The 19,465-nt window shown below is 41.7% G+C and carries 21 protein-coding genes; 10 read left to right on the forward strand and 11 right to left on the reverse strand.

What is annotated here, in order from left to right; all coding sequences use genetic code 11:
- Positions 1-20 precede the first annotated feature (20 nt).
- Together BM126_RS08540 and BM126_RS08545 are read right to left on the reverse strand one after the other, a co-directional pair.
- Positions 21-980: a 4-hydroxy-3-methylbut-2-enyl diphosphate reductase gene (locus BM126_RS08540; protein ID WP_071353057.1), complete on the reverse strand. Its 960-nt coding sequence runs from the start codon at positions 978-980 to the stop codon at positions 21-23.
- Positions 981-1,160: 180 nt separating this feature from the next.
- Positions 1,161-1,847, reverse strand: a complete 687-nt coding sequence (locus BM126_RS08545) for a YqfQ family protein (protein ID WP_256213031.1) — start codon at positions 1,845-1,847, stop codon at positions 1,161-1,163.
- Between the two features lie 345 nt (positions 1,848-2,192).
- On the opposite strand from BM126_RS08545, the gene BM126_RS08550 reads away from it, so the two are divergent.
- Positions 2,193-3,518, forward strand: coding sequence for a DEAD/DEAH box helicase (locus BM126_RS08550; protein WP_090989118.1), 1,326 nt, complete (start codon positions 2,193-2,195; stop codon positions 3,516-3,518).
- Positions 3,519-3,611: 93 nt separating this feature from the next.
- Here the strand turns inward: BM126_RS08550 and BM126_RS21895 are convergent, their stop codons facing one another.
- Positions 3,612-3,863 (reverse strand): hypothetical protein, encoded by a 252-nt coding sequence (locus BM126_RS21895; RefSeq protein ID WP_141770047.1) that lies wholly within the window; start codon positions 3,861-3,863, stop codon positions 3,612-3,614.
- A 104-nt stretch (positions 3,864-3,967) separates the two neighbouring features.
- Here BM126_RS21895 and BM126_RS08560 point away from each other — a divergent pair, with 104 nt between their 5' ends.
- A complete protein-coding gene (locus BM126_RS08560; protein ID WP_090989120.1) occupies positions 3,968-4,861 on the forward strand; it encodes a deoxyribonuclease IV in 894 nt (297 codons plus the stop codon).
- Between the two features lie 78 nt (positions 4,862-4,939).
- Here the strand turns inward: BM126_RS08560 and BM126_RS08565 are convergent, their stop codons facing one another.
- Positions 4,940-5,197: a DUF2624 family protein gene (locus tag BM126_RS08565; protein ID WP_090989121.1), complete on the reverse strand. Its 258-nt coding sequence runs from the start codon at positions 5,195-5,197 to the stop codon at positions 4,940-4,942.
- Positions 5,198-5,765: 568 nt separating this feature from the next.
- Here BM126_RS08565 and BM126_RS08570 point away from each other — a divergent pair.
- Genes BM126_RS08570 through BM126_RS08580 form a run of 3 tightly spaced genes read left to right on the forward strand, consistent with a single transcriptional unit; the run spans position 5,766 to position 7,816 of the window.
- Positions 5,766-6,527: a metal ABC transporter ATP-binding protein gene (locus tag BM126_RS08570; protein WP_090989408.1), complete on the forward strand. Its 762-nt coding sequence runs from the start codon at positions 5,766-5,768 to the stop codon at positions 6,525-6,527.
- Between the two features lie 19 nt (positions 6,528-6,546).
- Positions 6,547-7,386: a metal ABC transporter permease gene (locus tag BM126_RS08575; protein ID WP_090989122.1), complete on the forward strand. Its 840-nt coding sequence runs from the start codon at positions 6,547-6,549 to the stop codon at positions 7,384-7,386.
- Between the two features lie 16 nt (positions 7,387-7,402).
- Positions 7,403-7,816 carry a Fur family transcriptional regulator gene (locus BM126_RS08580; protein ID WP_090989123.1) on the forward strand — a complete coding sequence of 138 codons (414 nt, stop codon included), beginning with the start codon at positions 7,403-7,405 and terminating at the stop codon, positions 7,814-7,816.
- 127 nt (positions 7,817-7,943) lie between these two features.
- Here the strand turns inward: BM126_RS08580 and BM126_RS08585 are convergent, their stop codons facing one another.
- Complete coding sequence (locus BM126_RS08585; RefSeq protein ID WP_090989124.1) at positions 7,944-8,231, reverse strand: hypothetical protein; 288 nt, start codon at positions 8,229-8,231, stop codon at positions 7,944-7,946.
- A gap of 796 nt (positions 8,232-9,027) precedes the next feature.
- Entirely contained in the window at positions 9,028-9,597 is a 570-nt protein-coding gene (locus BM126_RS08590) for a 5' nucleotidase, NT5C type (protein WP_090989125.1), read from the reverse strand.
- A 119-nt stretch (positions 9,598-9,716) separates the two neighbouring features.
- Between BM126_RS08590 and BM126_RS23275 the strand changes: the two genes are divergently transcribed.
- Positions 9,717-10,316 carry a DUF4190 domain-containing protein gene (locus tag BM126_RS23275; protein WP_371261432.1) on the forward strand — a complete coding sequence of 200 codons (600 nt, stop codon included), beginning with the start codon at positions 9,717-9,719 and terminating at the stop codon, positions 10,314-10,316.
- Positions 10,317-10,374: 58 nt separating this feature from the next.
- On the opposite strand, the gene ispG is transcribed toward BM126_RS23275, so the two are convergent.
- From ispG to BM126_RS08610, 3 genes are all read right to left on the reverse strand, one after another.
- On the reverse strand, positions 10,375-11,496 hold the full coding sequence (ispG, locus tag BM126_RS08600; RefSeq protein ID WP_090989126.1) for a flavodoxin-dependent (E)-4-hydroxy-3-methylbut-2-enyl-diphosphate synthase: 1,122 nt from the start codon (positions 11,494-11,496) through the stop codon (positions 10,375-10,377).
- A gap of 169 nt (positions 11,497-11,665) precedes the next feature.
- Complete coding sequence (locus tag BM126_RS08605; RefSeq protein WP_090989127.1) at positions 11,666-12,013, reverse strand: LysM peptidoglycan-binding domain-containing protein; 348 nt, start codon at positions 12,011-12,013, stop codon at positions 11,666-11,668.
- Positions 12,014-12,169: 156 nt separating this feature from the next.
- Entirely contained in the window at positions 12,170-12,943 is a 774-nt protein-coding gene (locus BM126_RS08610; protein ID WP_090989128.1) for a DUF1189 domain-containing protein, read from the reverse strand.
- A 241-nt stretch (positions 12,944-13,184) separates the two neighbouring features.
- Here BM126_RS08610 and BM126_RS08615 point away from each other — a divergent pair, with 241 nt between their 5' ends.
- The 3 genes from BM126_RS08615 (at position 13,185) to BM126_RS08625 (ending at position 15,849) form a co-directional block, all read left to right on the forward strand.
- The gene (locus BM126_RS08615) at positions 13,185-13,670 is read left to right on the forward strand and encodes a DUF456 domain-containing protein (RefSeq protein WP_090989409.1); all 486 of its coding nucleotides are present in this window, start codon (positions 13,185-13,187) and stop codon (positions 13,668-13,670) included.
- Between the two features lie 182 nt (positions 13,671-13,852).
- Positions 13,853-14,461 (forward strand): superoxide dismutase, encoded by a 609-nt coding sequence (locus BM126_RS08620; RefSeq protein WP_090989129.1) that lies wholly within the window; start codon positions 13,853-13,855, stop codon positions 14,459-14,461.
- Between the two features lie 164 nt (positions 14,462-14,625).
- Positions 14,626-15,849, forward strand: coding sequence for an MFS transporter (locus BM126_RS08625; protein ID WP_090989130.1), 1,224 nt, complete (start codon positions 14,626-14,628; stop codon positions 15,847-15,849).
- Positions 15,850-15,980: 131 nt separating this feature from the next.
- Here the strand turns inward: BM126_RS08625 and BM126_RS08630 are convergent, their stop codons facing one another.
- The gene (locus BM126_RS08630) at positions 15,981-16,184 is read right to left on the reverse strand and encodes a hypothetical protein (protein WP_090989131.1); all 204 of its coding nucleotides are present in this window, start codon (positions 16,182-16,184) and stop codon (positions 15,981-15,983) included.
- Positions 16,181-16,384 carry a helix-turn-helix transcriptional regulator gene (locus BM126_RS08635; RefSeq protein ID WP_090989410.1) on the reverse strand — a complete coding sequence of 68 codons (204 nt, stop codon included), beginning with the start codon at positions 16,382-16,384 and terminating at the stop codon, positions 16,181-16,183. The genes BM126_RS08630 and BM126_RS08635 overlap by 4 nt, the downstream gene beginning before the upstream one ends.
- 540 nt (positions 16,385-16,924) lie before the next feature.
- Between BM126_RS08635 and BM126_RS08640 the strand changes: the two genes are divergently transcribed.
- Positions 16,925-19,153 carry a peptidoglycan D,D-transpeptidase FtsI family protein gene (locus tag BM126_RS08640; RefSeq protein WP_177201366.1) on the forward strand — a complete coding sequence of 743 codons (2,229 nt, stop codon included), beginning with the start codon at positions 16,925-16,927 and terminating at the stop codon, positions 19,151-19,153.
- The last annotated feature ends 312 nt before the right edge of the window (positions 19,154-19,465 follow it).

The raw sequence follows: 19,465 nt of genomic DNA on the forward strand, positions 1-19,465 counted from the left end.
AGCTGTTCTTTCTTTATATATTAAATGGTCTGTGCTGGTTTTGGTGCTTTGATTTTAGGGAGTATCTTATTTAAAGGAACTTTCTTTTCTGTATTCCAGGTTGTCTCATCCTCGTGATCGAATTGCTCAAGAAAAGCAATGACCTCTTTGGTGATAGGAGTTGGAGTAGAAGCCCCTGCTGTTACTGCGACTGTTTCGGCGCCTTTAAGCCATTCCAGCTTCAGTTCGGAAATATCTGCGATTCTGAATGCCTTTGTATGGGCAATTTCCTGTGAAACCTGTGCAAGCCGGTTGGAGTTATTGCTCTTGGGATCTCCGACAACAATCAGTACATCTGCTTCTCCAGCCTGGTTTGCTACTGCTTCCTGCCGAACCTGTGTAGCAAGGCAGATTTCTTTATGAACCTCAGCATGAGGATATTTTTCCTTGACCTTTTCGATGATTTCCATAACATCCCACTGGCTCATGGTTGTCTGGTTGGTTACGATAATACGGTCGCTTTCAAGTGCCAGTTCTTCCACTTCACTGGCTGACTGCACCAAGTGAACCACATCTGGCGCTACGCCTACCGCGCCTTCCGGTTCAGGATGGCCTTTTTTGCCGATATATATAATCTGGTAGCCTTCCGCTTTTTTCTCGACAATCAGATTATGTGTGGATGTAACATCCGGGCAGGTCGCATCAATGGATACTAGCCCTTTCTGCTTAGCAATCTCCCTTATCTCCGGAGAAACACCGTGAGCTGTAAAAATAACTGTGCCGCTTTCAACTTGTTCCAGGATTTCTTTGCGGTTGCTTCCGTCAAGTGTAATGATGCCTTCCTCTTCAAAAGCGTCAGTTACATGCTTGTTATGAACAATCATCCCTAAAATATATATTGGGCGTGGCAATGTTTTATCTAAAGCCGCATTTCGGGCTATTACCATGGCATCGACCACACCATAGCAATATCCGCGCGGAGATATCTTCATGACTTTCATATACTTCCTCCTTCAGGACATATCGCTCTATGTCTGTTCTTCCTTATTATACAAGGGGTTCAATGATATTTCAAAGAATCCTTAAGAAGGGCTGGCTCGGGCCTGAAGTGTAAGAAAGTTTCACAGCTTTTTAAGTAAAAGAAAAAAGAATGCAAGACATCATGCATTCTCATACTTCCGTTAAATGTATAGCTTTGGAGATGAACCGCCTTTTTGCTTTTGGCTGCTCTTCCTGCTGCGTTCAGCTGTTTTTTTCTCCGCTGTTTCTGCTGTGTCTGCTGTTTTTGTCTTAGTCTCCTGTTTATCCTCGGAAGTGTCTGTCGAGATTTCCGTTTTTTCTGTGTCCCTGCTGCTGTCATCTGAATCTGTGGATTTTAAACTTTTATAAATTTTCCACATCGATGGAAGATTCTTTACCATAGGACCGTATTGCTGCACCATGGGGCCGAATTGTTCTGCTGCCTGGAGCACTTTTTGCGTATTGTTGAGCATGGATGTAATTCCGGTTGGATTTGTTATGGCTGCCAGAATCCCTCCGCTTTTTGCAGCTGCTGCACCTGCTGCCTGCGGCGGGGCAAACATATTAGCGCTTTGCCGGTTCCCGCCAAGGATTTTTGAAAGAAGTCCTTGTTTTTGTACGGGCGGGGCAGACTGTGCTCCACGGCTGTTTTGAAAACCTCCGAAAGGGCTGAAACCAGTATTGCCGGGCTGCCTTCCTTGAGGCGGAGTACTGGCAGGGCCTCTCGGGATTTGCGGGCGGGCCATGCTGCCTCCCTGCTGCCTGGGGAAGCCCATGCCTCCGCCTTGCTGTCTTGGGAAGCCCATGCCAAATCCTTGTCCGGGCGGGAAATTTCTTCCTGGGGGCATATTTTCCCTCCTCTTTAAAAAAATATAGTGTATATGCTGACACTATAAAATATGCAGTACTGCCAAAAAGGTTTAACCCTGAAAGACGCAGACTGAAAATTCCGCAGTGCCCCTGGGCAAGTGCTTATACAGACTTTTTGGCAGAAGGGAGGGAAAGGAGTGAAGGGTGATAAAGCCCCTCCTTTTTATTGAATTATCGTGATATTGCCAGTTTAATCTGCTATACTGGCTGTTTGAGGCTCTTGCGCAAATGAGCTATTGTTTATTATAATAACAGGACATGTCTATGGCTGCGATCGTCCGCCTTCGATAGCCTGACTGGATAAAGGAGATAATGGATAATCGATGAAGCAAAACAATTTTGAACGTTTTCAATTAAATGACTATATTATAGATGCAGTTAAATCACTGGGGTTTGATAAGCCTACCGAAATACAGGAGAGAGTGCTTCCTTCTGTATTAAAAGGGACGAGCCTTATCGGACAATCACAAACAGGAACAGGCAAAACACACTCATACCTTTTGCCGATCATGAATAAGCTCGATGCCTCAAAAGATGAGGTTCAGGCCATTATTTCAGCACCAACCAGGGAACTGGCTAATCAAATTTATAAAGAAGCATTAAAAATTGCTGAGCACTTCCCAGAGGAAAATCCGCTTAATGTCCGCTGTTATATCGGCGGCACAGACAAGCAGAGAGTTATTGATAAATTAAAATCACAGCCGCAGCTTGTTATCGGCACGCCTGGCCGTATTAAGGACCTTGTGGAAGACGGGGCATTGCAGGTATTCAGCGCAACGGTTCTCGTTGTGGATGAAGCGGATCTTATGCTTGATATGGGATTCATAGAAGATGTTGATAAATTTGCTTCACGTATGGCCCAGCACATTCAGATGCTTGTATTCTCTGCTACCATTCCTGAAAAGCTTAAGCCATTTTTGAAAAAGTATATGGAAAATCCTAAACATGTGCATGTAGACCCTAAACAGGCGACTGCTGTAAACATTGAGCATGTGCTTGTGCCGCTCCGCCATCGTGATAAAATCCAGCTTCTTCATGACTTGGCTGTACAGTACAATCCTTATTTAGCCATCATTTTCACTAACACAAAGAAGATGGCCGATAAGGTTGCAGACTCACTGATTGAAAAGGGACTGCGTGTCGGACGCATACACGGCGACTTAAGCCCGCGTGACCGCAAAAAAATGATGAAGCAGATCAATAATCTTGATTATCAATATATTGTAGCAACAGACCTTGCTGCAAGGGGAATTGATATTGAAGGTGTCAGCCATATTATCAACTTCGAGCTTCCAACAGATCTTGATTTTTACATCCACAGAACAGGAAGAACAGCACGGGCTGGATATTCTGGCATTGCGGCGACCATTTATGATATCTCAGACGAAGATGCTTTAAACCGTTTGGAAAAAATGGGCGTTGTTTTTAAAGACGTGGATCTGCAAAACGGAGAATGGATGGAAATTGATGAGCGGAACAAGCGGAAAAACCGCAAAAAACAAGAATCATCCATTGATACAAAAGCGAAAAGCCTCGCTTCAACAAATAAGAAACACTCCAAAGTCAAGCCAGGCTATAAAAAGAAATTTCAGCGACAAGTGGAAGACATTAAAAAACGCGAGCGCCGTTTGAAAAATAAATCTAAATAAGGCCCGCTGGACGCGGCGTTCTTAGTCTTTCGACATTAAGAGGGCGATTACGCAATTCGGGGTTGTCCAGCTTCATCGCCCAGCCTCTCGAGGTCATAAGCCATCCTGCAATAGGGAGGAAGAACGCTCTCTTTTGCAGGCTGTCTTATGCTGGTCGGAGCTTTCGGGGCGATTACGCATTTCGGGTTGTCCAGCTTCATCGCCCAGCCTCTCGAGGTCATAAGCCATCCTGCAATAGAGAGGAAGAACGCTCTCTTTTGCAGGCTGTCTTATGCTGGTCGGAGCTTTCGGGGCGATTACGCATTTCAGGTTGTCCAGCTTCATCGCCGAGCCTCTCGAGGTCATAAGCCATCCTGCAATAGAGAGGAAGAACGCTCTCTTTTGCAGGCTGTCTTATGCTTGTCAAGGCTTTCAGGGCGATTACGCATTTCAGATAGGAGTTGAGGAGTTTGCTTAAGATTGGGTCACATGTTTCGATGAGCGGCAAGGATATGCTGCTTGCTTCAAGCAGGGAAGCTGTTTCTTATGGTGCTAATACGTTTATGGTATATACGGGTGCGCCTCAAAACACCAGAAGGAAAAAAATAGAGGATTTGAATATAGAATCAGGTTTGCTGCATATGCAGGAAAATGGCATTGATGAAATCATTGTGCATGCTCCTTATATCATAAACATCGGCAATACGGAAAATCCCAATACATTCGAACTAGGCGTGAATTTTTTGCGCAGTGAAATTGAACGGACAGCTGCGCTGGGTTCAAAGCAGATTGTCCTACACCCTGGAGCACATGTGGGGGCAGGGACTGAGGCAGGAATCAAAAGAATTATAGAAGGCCTTAATGAAGTGCTGACAGAAGAACAGGAAGTGCAGATTGCACTTGAAACGATGGCCGGAAAAGGCTCTGAATGCGGAAAAAGCTTTGAAGAGTTAGCCATGATTATAGATGGTGTGAGTTTAAGCGATAAACTTTCCGTTTGCTTTGATACCTGCCACACACATGATGCCGGCTACAATATCAAGGAAGATTTTGATGGAGTGCTCAATGAGTTCGACAAAATTGTAGGGATTGACCGGATCAAGGTTCTTCATATTAATGACAGCAAAAATGACAGGGGCATGAGGAAAGACCGCCATGAGAATATCGGTTTTGGATACATCGGGTTTGATGCATTAAGCTATATCATTCACCACCCTCAGTTAATGGATGTACCAAAAATCCTTGAAACCCCATTTGTCGGAGAAGATAAGAACAACAAAAAAGCTCCGTATAAACATGAAATTGACATGCTGAAAAGCAAAGAATTCGACAGCAATCTGCTGGATAAAATTCTTGGCAGCTGAATAGCAGTTTAAATCAGAAAAACGCCGTCCTGAATCAGGCCGGCGTTTTTCCTATGAATGATAGCTTGAGCAAGACTGTCAGCTGTTTGTCAGCTGCTTGAAAATAGATTCGATTTTTTTTGAAGTTTCGGTACCAGTAATCGCGGAGATTTGCTGCAGAACCTGCTGCCTTTGAGATAGATCAAAGATATTGATGTTTTTCCCGGCCAGCAGCTGAGTGATTCCTTTAGCCTGGGTTTGGTTCAGCTGAACTCCATACTGCCTGCCAATGGAAATTAAATCGTCAGGGTTCATGTTGTTAATCTTATGGTTGACCATCATTTCTAATAGTTTCATGCCATTCCTCCTCAATGTAACATATGAGGAAAATATGGGTATGTGAACAGGTAAAATGAAAAGTTTGATCGAAGAAAGAAAAGAGGGCCTCCATTATTAATATTTAATAAGCTGTTTTTGAGGTTCTGGAACAGGGTGGCTGATTTCCGCTTCAGGATGCTCGCTTTCCGCGGGGCGGGAGGTGAGCCTCCTCGGCTTCTCCTGCGGGGTCTCACCTTCCCGCTAATCCCGCAGGAGTCTCGCACCTTACGATCCAATCAGCCTTATTAAACAATGGGATTGCTTCAGAGAGCTCATAAAAAAACGACTATCTATAAGAAAAGAGTTGTTTTAAAATGGATTCCCTCCCAAAAGTCGGTTTAATCGCACTTAGGGGGGGGAATGGAAGGTGGCAGTTACCTCTAGTCCCTGCGGAAAGGGAATCAACTGCTCTCCGCTCAATTGATCACCTGTAAAGAACATTTTCAGTACCATGAACAGAGCGTTTTCTTTACAATTGAATATAATTCCTTTATACTACGAAAGGTAAATCGTAATGATTCTTATAAAATAGGTGATATCTTTGGAAATGATGAAAAAAGAACCGGTTATCAAGGTCACAGATCTTTCTTATAAATATGCAAAAGATACTGTACTAGAGGATGTAACCCTGTCCGTTCCGCAAGGCGCCTTTTTGTCTATTGTCGGACCTAATGGGTCGGGAAAGTCTACACTACTGAAACTTCTCCTGGGACTGCTAAAGCTCCAAAAAGGATCGATTGAGCTTTTTGGCCAGGATATCAGGAATTTCAGGGACTGGCAAAGGGTGGGGTTTGTATCCCAAAAAGCCAATTCCTTCAACTCAGGATTTCCTGCAACCGTGCTGGAGGTTGTGCTGAGCGGATTGACCAAAAAAATCGGACTCTTTAGATTTGCAAAAAGCAAGCATAAAAAAAGGGCATTAGAAGCACTGGACTCCGTAGGAATGCTGTCTTTTCAGCAGAGAAACATTGGTGAATTATCCGGAGGGCAGCAGCAACGGGTATTCATTGCCCGCGCGCTTGTAAGTGAACCGGATATGCTGATTCTCGATGAGCCGACTGTCGGTGTGGATGTTCAAAATGTTCACCAGTTTTATGACATGCTGGAAATGCTGAATAAGGATTTGGGAATTACCCTTCTTTTAGTTACGCATGATGTTGGCACAGTCACTGACAAAGTCACCCATGTGGCTTGCCTGAATAAAAAGCTGCATTTTCATGGAAATGCGGGGGAATATCATTCGTTAAATGAAGAAGAACTGTCGGCCGTGTATGGGCCGGGCGTACAAATGTTAAATCATAATCACTAAATGTTGTGGAGGATAACCCATGATTTCGGGTATATTTCAATTTGAATTTTTGCAAAATGCCTTTCTTACAGGCATCATCATCGGTGTTCTGGCGCCGCTGCTAGGCGTATTTGTCGTGGTAAGGAGAATGTCGATGATTGCCGATGCGCTAAGCCATGTTGCGCTTGCGGGAATTGCCTTCAGCCTGCTTCTTGAAAAAAAATTCGCAGCGCTTGCCGGGCTCAATCCCATGTATATGGGGATGGCTTTCTCCGTATTCGGCTCTCTGTTCATTGAGAAACTGAGAAATGTATACAAGCATTATCAGGAGCTGGCCATTCCGATTATCCTTTCTGGAGGAATCGGTTTAAGCGTGATTTTTATTTCGGTTGCCAATGGCTTCAATGCCGATCTGTATGGCTACTTGTTCGGTAGCGTCAGTGCGGTCAGCCGGATGGATTTATGGCTGATTATAGGAGTGGGGCTCCTTGTTATTATTGTTCTGCTTCTTTTGTTTAAAGAGCTTTTCCTTCTGTCATTTGATGAAGAGCATGCTAAGGCATCCGGAATTCCTGCTAAATTCATTCACTTTGTATTCATTGTCATGGTGGCGCTGGTCATTGCTGCTTCAATGAGGATTGTCGGTATTCTCCTCGTCTCCTCCTTGATGACAATACCAGTGGCAGCGAGTTTGCGGTTTGCAAAGGGATTCAAGCAAATGATTTCTTTTTCCATCCTATTTGGAGAAATATCTGTTGTAGGGGGATTATTTTTTTCCTATTATCTTAATTTGGCGCCAGGCGGAACCATTGTCATGATCGCTGTTATCATATTAATTCTGTCTATTTTGAAGGATAAAATTAAGTCTCGCTTTGCGTGAGGGGAGAGGTGATACTTTGAACGTTTCAGCCGCAATGAAGCTGTTAAAAGAAAAAGGATTTAAGCATACAGGAAAAAGAGAAGAAATGCTCCAGCTTTTTTCCGCGAGTGAAAAGTATTTAACTGCAAAAGACGTTTTGGAAAACATGAAAAATAACTACCCCGGATTAAGCTTTGATACTATATACCGGAATCTTTCTCTATTTGCTGAGCTCGGCATTTTTGAAAGTACTGAACTGGCAGGAGAAAAGCATTTCCGCTTTACATGCGGGCATGATAGCCATCATCATCACTTTATCTGCATGAAATGCGGAAAAACGAAAGAAATCAAGGCCTGTCCGATGGCTGGCATTGAAGAAAACCTGGAGAACTATGATATATCAGGACATAAATTCGAGGTGTACGGACACTGTCCGGATTGCCTACACTGAAAGATAAAAACCATTGCCGTACTGTGCAATGGTTTTTTTTTGCGGGAGATTTTTTCTGGAGTTTATTGTAAAATTTTTTCCGAATTTCCTGCTTTCCTGCCTGGATGTTCATAGATAAACACTACAATTAATAACTAAAAAAGAATTTTTGAAATCCATAAAATAAAATATATGCACCTAAAAGAAATGCTATTACAACAAGGGATGTAATTACAATAGAGGTATATTTCTGATTTGGGGTATACATATAAAAAAAAGGAATAATAAAAAATCCGGTGATTAACCAAATAAATGCAGTTTCTTCCCTCTTCTCAAATTCATAATAGTTTGCCGCAGTTAAAATTGGAATGATACATCCTGCAATCCAAACAATAAAAAGTATACCAACCCAAATATGCTTTGATTTAAATTTCATGTAAATGCCTCATCTCTAAAAACTGCAAAATACCGGAATTATAAATAAACCTATTTTCACGACTGTAAAAGAATAATAAGGATAATCCGGCTGCTGAGTGTAATAAACATTTTCATTAGTTAACATTACGGGTACTGCAGACCTGCACCCCAGATTTTAAATAAAGAGATAACACCACAATTAACTTAGGTTTTATATTCCATAAAATGGCCATTAAAAAGTGCAATCCATTAGTATTTCCATTTATTTTTAATAAATTCCTCTAAAAATATTACAAAAGGATAATAATATAACTTAAATACCTTATTGAAGGGTCCTTGTTTAGCCATTCACATGGGTTCTCAAAAAGAAAAAAGATCTTTTTTTCTTTTTTATTGGCTCTTTTCTTAAAGATTGTTGTTTATTTAATTTGTTATGTGAGGTGTTCCCATTGTCAAGTCAGGTTGATTGGAGCGTAAGGTGCGAGACTCCTGCTTAGATGAGCAGAACAGGTGAGACCTAAGCAGGCGTAGTCGAGGAGGCTCACCGGCTGCCCCGCGGAAAGCGAGCATCCTGGAGCGGAAATCAAACACCTTGTTTAATAGCAACAAAGTTTACGAAACAGCCTTTTTATTTTATTGAGCTTTGGAATGATTATTAATTATTGATATAAAAGAAAAATTGACACTGTCCACTTGATGTCAAAGTCATTGATTGGTTTGGCTATAATATTAAGGAAGTATAAAAAAATGCCCTGTACACAATGCAGGGCATTTCTTCTTTTGAATTGGTTGCAGGGTATTATCGGTACATTTAATCAAGTTTGCTTCAGCCAATTTTTCACCCATTGTTCAGCTTCAAGCCATGTATGTACCCGGATGACAGAATCCGGGACTGGGAGCCTGTTATAAGGCGTATCGAATAAAATCACCGGAATGTTGCATTGTTCCGAAATGGCAACAGCATTATCGTGTTTATCTTCAAAAAATAAATCCACTTTGCATCTTTTGGCCGTTTCAACTTTATCATGAGAGCCGATCAGTTCTATATGATGATAGCCGAGACCCTGGGTTTTGAACCACTCTTCTGTAATCTGAAGCAATTTGTTATGCCGTGCGCTGATAAAATAAAGATCTGCAGAATGCATCCACTCGCCAAGAACCTTCTTGGCCCCTTCTGCAATCGGTGATTCTGCATATATGTGCGGCTCATTTTCCAGGAACCACTTTGAGAAATCTTCTGCTGGAACATGAACAAAGGGTGTTAAATCATACTCTGTTATATCTTCATATGCCAAGTTCATCCCAAAAGCCTTATTGATAAATGGAACCATAGCATCCGGCCTTGTGACAGTTCCGTCAATATCAATGCCAAAACGTTTTTTCATAAAGGTACAGCTCCTAATTAAGAATCCATTTTTAAGTGTACCATATAAAAGTTGTTTAAAAAAATTCCGTTAAACGGATAAATTATCCATCCTGCGCAAATTCTTTCTCACGTGTTTTTTTGAATTTTACATACACTAAAAAGGCTCCTATTTTGAAAGTGAGGGATGCAGGAATGGATGATGACCGCTATTCAAGTGTGGATGATGAAATGATGATTACACCGAAGCATAAGTCTGAAGAACAAAATGTGAGTAATGATAACGGAGAAACTGCAGCGGCTGTTTATGGAGATGCCAGCGCCTCTAAGGCAGATTCCCTGGAAGGGGACAGTGGGGCCTCTATTAGGTATAATGAGGAAACCTCGGGTGAAATCACACCTTCTGCGGCGATTTATGGAGATGCTGAAGCTTCAGATATTTATAAAGAGGAAACAGCTGCTGAAATCGCTCCTCCAACTCCCTTCAGGAGACAAATGGATGCTGGCGTGCCTGTTGAGGATACAGACAGCGACAGTGTAACAGCGGGCACAGGCATTGGAATTGCTGCCTTGGTTTTGTCAATTCTCTCGCTGTTTACCATGCCGATTCTATTCGGGGCAGCAGGGATCATCCTGGGGTTCATTGCCCAAAGAAAAGGTGCGCTCAGTCTTGGAGCCTGGTCAATAGGCATCGGGGCACTTTCCATCATCATCGGCATTTTTATCATGCCATTTTTCTAGACATGCAAAAGAGCTTGGCTCCGATTGGAACCAAGCTCTTTTTGTATGCTATTTCTGTTTATACTGTTGGAGCAGGGGCAGCAGCTGCTTCTGCTGCCTGCTTGGCAAAGTATTCTTCTGCCACTTTATCGATTTCTTTTTTAAGTTCTTCTACCATTGTTTCTTCAGGTACCTTGCGGACGATTTGGCCTTTTCTGAACAGCAGTCCTTCACCGCGTGCTCCGGCAATTCCAATATCAGCTTCTCTTGCTTCCCCAGGACCGTTTACGGCACAGCCTAAAACAGAAACCTTGATCGGCGCTTTAATGGTTTGAATGTATTCTTCAACTTCATTGGCGATGCTGATTAAGTCAATCTCGATTCTGCCGCATGTCGGGCAGGAAATCAATGTGGCCATATTGGAAGCCAGACCATATGATTTCAGAATTTCGCGTGCAACTTTGACCTCTTCAACAGGATCGGCGCTCAGTGAGACGCGCACGGTATTTCCGATTCCCTTGCTGAGGATGGCTCCAAGGCCGGCAGCACTTTTAACGGTGCCTGAGAACAGAGTTCCGGATTCTGTGATCCCAAGGTGAAGCGGGTAGTCAAAAGCTTTGGCTGCTTTTTCATATGCTTCAATGGCCAGGGTAACGTCGGATGCTTTCATGGAGACGATAATATCATGAAAATCCAGGTCCTCCAGAATCTTGATGTGATGCAGGGCACTTTCAACCATGCCGTCCGCAGTCGGGAAACCGTATTTCTCGATGATTTTCTTTTCCAGAGATCCGGCGTTTACGCCGATACGGATAGGAATCCCTTTTGCCTTGGCAGCTCTGACAACTGCCTCAACCTTTTCGCGGCGGCCGATATTGCCGGGATTGATGCGGATTTTATCTGCTCCGCCTTCAATAGCCTTTAATGCCAGTTTATAATCAAAATGAATATCCACTACAAGTGGAATGTTAATCCGTTTTTTTATTTCGGAAATGGCATTTGCTGCCCTTTCATCAGGACATGCAACACGTACGATCTGGCATCCTGCTTCTTCAAGCCGCTTGATTTCAGCAACGGTAGCTTCCACATCATGCGTTTTTGTTGTTGTCATGCTTTGGACGATTACTTCATTACTGCCGCCAATTGTTAAGTTTCCAACTTTAATGGGGCGTGTTTTGGTACGATGTATAATTTCACTCACGTGGAATTCTCTCCTTTAGGAAAAAACCGATTTTCTTTCATGATCCTTTTAGATCACAGAAATATTGTATCAATTTTAAAGGGTAATTGACAAGGAAATGCATAGTTTTTACCCTATATTGTTAAAATCGCGTGGTTTTCTCCTCATATTTTTCCCTGAAAGCGCCGCCTTATTTATAGACGGGGATTTTATAGGTTTTCCCGATTTGAATGTTTTCTGGTTTTATTCCATTATTCAGTTTTTGAAAGTCTGCAATTGCCGTTTCAATGGAATACGATTTAGTTTCGTTTTGCTCAAGAAGCGAAAGAAGGGTATCTCCAGGTTTGATGACTGATTCCACAAAGGGGATGGTACTTGGTTCCGGTTTTTCTGCTGTTCCGCCCGTATAGACGGCACCTGCTGCAGATTCTGCCGGCCCTCTGGCACCTGCGTCAGCGGGGATTGTTCCGGTTGTAAGGTCGAAATAAATAATGAATACAACAAATATAACTACAATAAAAGCGGCTAATCTCTTCATAAAAAACATCCCCCTGGGCTTGGCTTATTCTATATATATGGCGGGGGATTTTAATATATGCCAAGAATTCGGCACTTTTTTTTGAGAGTACCGGATTTGTCACGACTCTTTTGACCGCAAAAAAAGAAGCAGAGTAATCTGCTTCCTGCGAACTTCCTATATTTCTTCGTAAGACCTTACTTCCTTAATGGACAGGTAAAGAATAATCAGTGCTGTAAACCAGCTGACAAGCGTGCTAAATGGAACTGCAGTCTGGAACGCTTCCATGATTGTAAAGAAAATGGCCGGAAGTGTGATGCTGTAGGCTGCCAATTTCCATGTATGGCGGTATGAAAGGTTTCTGCCGAGAGAGCCTTTAATGGCAATCCCGATGAGGGCAAGGATGGAAATTTTAATAAATGCTGTCACAAGTGCGAAGATATACATCAAAAGCACAAGGATGGCTATGGCAATTGGCAGAATAGAGTCGGCAGATTTCAGTACATTGGCAAGATCATCTTTAGTAATGGGCGTGCTGCTTAAAACGCTGTAGGGAGTCGTTTGCGTCTCGCCGCCCGCAACTATTACGAAATCATGTTGAAGCAGGGCAATTGCGCCGTTCGACTGGCTGCTTACATCATCAGGAGACAGTTTGCCTGAGTCATCCAGGTAAATCTGGAATGTATCTTTATCCAAAACCAGCGGCTGCTTTCCTTTAACGCTTAGCTCGCCGTTCTTTATTTGAAAAGAAGGCATTTCATTTGCCACAGCCTGCTCGACGGATTGAAAGGCATGTGTAATGAAGCTGCCGAAATAGATGGATGTTGGTATGATTGTGAGGAGCATGAGCATAAACACATATAAAATGGTTTTGCCGAAGCCCTGATTCCGGAAAGTTGCGATATCTTTCGGAGAGTATAGGCTTGTAATTAATTGTTTGAAAATATTCATCGGTTCAGCACCCTTTAGCTCTTATTATGGTAATAATCAGTTTCTGCGGAAATATCTATTTTATTTTATCTATCCTTGCCTAAGAAAACAACCTTTATCAGGATTTCCCGGGATGAGGGCCAATAAAAACCGAATTCAGCAGAAGGGGGGCATGCAGGGACCTTTGGCAGTGTTTTTTTTCATGTTAAAGGGAATTCTTATAGCAGGAAGGAACGATTTTATTTTGAAAGGAGGAAAATCTATGGAGGCCATTTATTGGAGCGTCATTATCCTATTATTTATTATCGCATTTATCGGGCTGGTTTTCCCTGTAGTCCCAAGTGTCTTGTTCATTATTGGCGGAATATTGTTATATGGAGTTTTTTATTCCTTCGAGCCATTTAACTGGGTGTTTTGGACAATTCAGATTTTATTCGTGATCCTGCTGTTTACTGCAGATTATGCCGCCAATATGTTTGGAGTAAAGAAGTACGGCGGCTCAAAGGCTGGAATTTGGGGAAGCACCCTTGGGCTGATTATTGGCCCATTTGTCATACCTTTTGCAGGGATCCTGGTTGGCCCCTTTATCGGTGCTGCCTTGGCAGAAATCCTATTTCACAGAAGAGATTTTAAAACTGCCATGAAAATAGGGCTGGGATCAGTCGTCGGCTTTATCAGCAGCGTAATAACGAAAGCAGTCATCCAGCTTGGGATGATCGGATATTTTTTGATCGTTGTGCTGCATTAGCAAGGAGAGTACAGCAGAAGAAAAATGGTCTGTTTTATAAAATAACGAATATAAAATTGGCAATTACAAAGCATAACGTTTGAAACAAGAGTGGAACTCTGATAATCTAAAATTAACGAGCCAAAGAATGGCAATTGCCTCTTCGGCCTGTACAAACTAACTTACATAGGGAGGAAATTATTATGGCATTTGAACTTCCACAATTACCGTACGCATACGACGCATTGGAGCCTCATATCGACAAGGAAACAATGAATATCCACCACACTAAGCATCACAATACTTATGTTACAAACTTAAACGCAGCTCTTGAAGGAAATGAAGAGCTTTCAGGAAAAAGCGTTGAAGAAGTAATTGCAAACCTTGATGCAGTTCCTGAATCTGCACGTACTGCAGTTCGCAATAATGGCGGCGGACATGCTAACCATTCATTGTTCTGGCAAATTCTTTCACCAAACGGCGGCGGACAGCCTACTGGCGAATTGGCTGATGCCATCACTTCAAAATTCGGCAGCTTTGACAGCTTTAAAGAAGAATTCGCTAAAGCTGCAACAACACGCTTTGGATCTGGCTGGGCATGGCTTGCTGTTAATAATGGCAGCCTTGAAGTTACAAGCACTCCTAACCAGGACTCTCCAATCATGGAAGGCAAAACGCCTCTTCTTGGCCTTGATGTTTGGGAGCACGCTTACTACCTTAACTACCAGAACCGCCGTCCAGAATACATCAACTCTTTCTGGAATGTAGTTAACTGGGATGAAGTATCAAAACGTTACAGCCAAGCTAAATAATTTTATTATTTTTCTTGTTAAAAAGCAGAAACCCGGGAAAAGGGGTTTCTGCTTTTTTTTGCTTAAATGGCCTTTTTCTGTGGAAACCGCTGGCATTTTCCATCCATTACATAAATGGCATTGTTTTTTCAAACACTAGAAGAGATTATAAAGGAGAGAGAACAATGAGTATGTTAAAAAAATGGACTGGGGATATGGAAATCAACAAGGATTTGCGGTTTCTTTTGCTGATTGGCGGTTTGTACAGCATCAGTGTCGGTTTATCCAATACATTTGTGAACATATTTCTATGGAAACAATCGGGTAAGTTCCTGGATATCGGTATTTATAACCTATCGGTGGTTGTTATTCAGCCTCTGACCTTCATTTTCGCAGGGAGGCTTGCTAAAAAGGTCGACCGCATTATCGTTCTGAGGCTTGGTGTTATTTTTTTGTCAATGTTTTACTTGAGTGTCCTCTTTGCCGGAGGGAGAGCGACGGATTTCTTAATGGTATTAGGAGGGCTTCTCGGGATTGGCTATGGTTTTTACTGGCTGGCTTTTAATGTGCTTACCTTCGAAATCACGGAGCCTGAGACAAGGGATTTCTTTAATGGCTTTATGGGCCTTCTATCTTCTTTTGGCGGAATGGTCGGACCCATTTTAGCAGGATTCATTATTTCAAGACTTGAAAAATCATCAGGATATCCCATCGTTTTCGGGTTATCACTTTTTTTATTTTCGGTTGCCGTTTTTCTAAGCTTTTCCATAAAGAGACGGCCTGCACACGGAAAATATTTCTTCTCGGCCATATTGAAAGAAAGAAAAAAGAATGTTAACTGGAGACTCATTACCAATGCCCACATTTTTCAGGGATTGAGGGAAGGTACATTCATGTTTGTCATTTCCATTTTTGTCTTTATCAAGACAGGAAGTGAAATGGCCATCGGAAACTTTGGCCTGCTTAATGCAGCGGTATCCTTCGTGGCCTACCTTATAGCATCCAGATTCATTAAGAAGCCCATGCGGAAAAAGGCCATATTGATTGGCGGCCTGCTGCTGTACGCGGGCGTGTTTCTGATCACATTTGATGTAACCTATGGAAAGCTTCTTTTGTACGCAGCGACCATTGCACTTGCCTATCCGATATTATTGGTGCCTTACGTTTCACTGACATATGATGTAATTGGACAGTCATGGAATGCAGCAGAAATGAGGATTGAATATATTGTAGTCCGGGAAGTGTTTATACATACCGGCAGAATTATATCGATTGCCGGCTTCATCTTCTCCGTGTCATTTTTCAATCCCTCTCAAAGCCTCCCCATCTTCCTAATGATTGTGGGAATAGGACACACCTGTATTTACCTGTTTGTCAGAAAAATAAATCTGGATGAGAAAACCGCTTAAAGGAGATGGAATGAATCTCCTTTTTTGTGGTTCTGACTTCGAAATAATAGATGTTTAACGTTTTATTAAAAGACCCTGTAAAATTATATGGTTGATTCAACACTGATGATCTGTGAAGATGGTAAATTCTATTATTTTCGATTGTAAACGGCCCTGGACCAAAAATAAACAGCACAACCTATTAGTAAAATAGTCATTTGCCATCCAGAGTCACCCTTAGTAAAAAAACTGTATAATGACCAAATAAGCAGTGAGATGGTATAAAAAATAAAACCATATTTTGCAGCTTGGTCGCTCTGATACTTTTCCATTTCATCGGCTTTTCGGAGTTTCATTTATTTTCCCCCTCGTAAAAAAATAATTTTTCAATTTGTCTATTTAGATGTATAGATAACTTGAACGCTAATGACAGTGTAGGGTCGTATTTATTATTTTCAATCGCATTTATGGTTTGTCTTGTCACGCCACATTTATTTGCAAGTTCTTCTTGTGAGAGTTTCATATTTCTTCGCACATTTCTAATATTATTTTTCAATTTAACCACCAAAACCTTCTCAAATGTAAAAAACTCTTTACATTTTTGAGTATATAAATTATTACCACATAATGTCAATTTTTTATTTCCGAACCAATTTTTATTAACGTTACTTCAACTACCACGAAAACGTTTTTTATTATGTACAGAGCACTTGTATGCATTAGCAAATATCAACAGATTTATTTAACAGAGCCAATTAAAAGAAATGTTAATTATCTATTGATATTGAACCAACCCAGATTTAAGTTAAAAATAAGACTTTTTTTCGAAAACTTCGTTGCTATGAAACAGGTGTTGATTTCCGCCACAGGAAAGCAAGCGGCTGGAGCGGAAACCAATAGATATGTTTAACAGATCCTAAATTAATTCACCTTATTTGCCAATATTAAGTGATTATATAAATAGTGCCTATTAAAAGGGAACTTTTTTGAATTAAGGAATTCCTTTTTCTATTATAAAAACGACATCATACATTAACATAGATTTTTTGAAAAAAAGAGAACACAAATGTAGAAAAAAAGGGTAATCTTCTATAAAATGAGGACTAGAGTGTTTTTGAGAAATGATAAAGGGTGTGTAGCTTCAGTGAAAAAAGGAAAAAAGAAAAAGACGCACGTTCCTTTTCGGCTTAATTTTCTTTTCTTTTTCGTGTTTGTGTTGTTTTCTATCTTGATTTTACGATTGGGCTTTGTCCAAATTGTTTATGGAGACGATTATCGCCGTGAAATTGCAAGGACAGAGGATGTAACGGTCAATAACCCGGTCCCGCGCGGAAAGATGTATGACAGGAATTTAAAGGTAATGGTGGATAACGTGCCTCTTGACGCAATTACCTATACAAGATATCAATCCACTAAGCCACAGGAGATGCTTGATACCGCAGAAAAATTATCAAAGCTGATCACTGTGAGCCCTAAGAAAATTACAGAGCGTGATAAAAAAGATTTTTGGATTCTCAAGCATCCAAAGCTGGCAGAAAAGAAAATTACAGCTCATGACAGGAAGCTTGTAGAGCAGAAGAAATTGGAAGAAAAAGATTTATACAAACTTCAATTAGACAGAATTACCGATCAGGAGCTGAACTCATTCAGCCCTCATGATTTGAAGGTGCTGGCAATTTTCAGGCAATTCACCGGCGGTTATGCCCTGACACCGCAAACCGTAAAAAATAAAGGTGTGACAAAGGCCGAATTTGCCAAGGTGAGCGAGAATCTTAGCTCACTGCCTGGTGTCAATATTACAACTGACTGGGACAGGGCTTATCCTTACAACAAAACACTTCAGACAGTGCTTGGGAAAGTATCTTCATCAGATGAGGGACTGCCCAGCGAGCAGCTCGATTATTACCTGGCACGCGATTACAGCCGGAATGACCGGGTAGGAAAGAGCTATCTGGAAAAAGAATATGAAGATGTCCTGCATGGACAAAAGGCAAAAGTGAAAAATGTAACAGATAAATCAGGAAACATTGTGGATTCTAAGGTAATTTCGGAAGGGCAGCGGGGTAAAGACCTTGTTCTGACCATTGATATGGACCTGCAGCTTGCGACTGAAAAAATTATTGAAGAAGAGCTGCTGAAATACAAAAGCATGCCAAACACATCCCTTCTTGACCGTGCCTTCATGGTCGTCATGGACCCGAATACAGGGGAAATCCTGACAATGGCGGGCAAAAGATATGTAAAAGATAAAAAGACCGGCAAACATACCGTTGAGGACTTTGCACTTGGGAATATTACAACCTCTTATAATATGGGATCTGCGGTTAAGGGAGCAACAGTTCTGACCGGATACCAGACAGGGGCCATCCAGCCGGGAACAACCTTCTTTGATACGAAGCTTAAATTCAAAGATACAAAGCCGAAGGGATCATCCCATAACTATGGCTGGCTGAATGATCTTGACGCCTTAAAGCATTCATCGAACGTTTATATGTTCCGTACAGCAATCAATATCGGCGGCGGACATTATGTGTATAACGGACCATTGAATCTTAATCCTAAAGCATTTTCAACCATTCGTGATTCTTTCGCTCAATTCGGCCTTGGTGTCCGCACAGGCATCGATTTGCCAAATGAAATGGTTGGATTTAAGGGCTCCGAAACTACACCAGGTAAATTGCTTGACCTTGCTATCGGTCAGTATGATACCTACACGCCTATACAAATGGCTCAGTATGTTTCCACCATTGCAAATGGCGGTAACAGGATGAAGCCGCATCTCGTTAAAGCGATTCACGACCCAGTAAATAATAATGATCAGCTTGGACCAGTTATGAAGGAAATCGTTCCAACAGTGATGAACCGGATTGATATGAAATCCAGCTGGATTGACAGGATACATGAAGGCTTCAGAAGAGTTATGCAGGAAAATGGGGGAACTGCCTCCACATTCTTTGCACACAAAAGCTATAAGCCTGCCGGAAAAACCGGTACCGCCCAGTCTTTCTATGACGGACCTGACCGTGCCAAGTATTCCAAGCCTGTAGATACCATGAATATCACGCTGGTAGGATACGCACCATACAACCATCCAGAAGTAGCATTTGCTACTGTTGTTCCTTGGGCTTACCAGGGTCATACCGGACATACAATGAATAAAGAAATAGCAGAAAAGGTGCTGGATAAATACTTTAAATTGAAAAAAGAACGTGAAAAGGCACAAGGCAAGAAAACCGATACAGCGACTGACGAACGCATCGCTAACAGCCCATCTATTAAAAAAGAGCAGGCTGCCATCAGAAAAAGCCAAAAAAACGGAAATTAATCCTTATGTAAAAGACCAAATCATTTGTGATTTGGTCTTTTTTGCAAGTAAGAAACGTTATTATGAGAGGCACTAATTCTAATCCATTGTTATGTCACCATGGTGATCCAAGAATAGCTAGATTCAGGGTAAGTGGCATCTTTAAAATCGTATCAATGGTGTATATCCTATTGATACGTAAACGTCAAATAATCCCCGCCTATTCATTAGGCGGGGATTACGTTTATAAAAGTAAAATTAAACAACTATATTGTCGCTGATCGCTTGATATAAATAAAAAAGATGATTGCTCGCATAAATAGGCAATCATCT

Source organism: Bacillus sp. OV322, assembly GCF_900112495.1.
Lineage (GTDB): Bacteria > Bacillota > Bacilli > Bacillales > DSM-1321 > Peribacillus.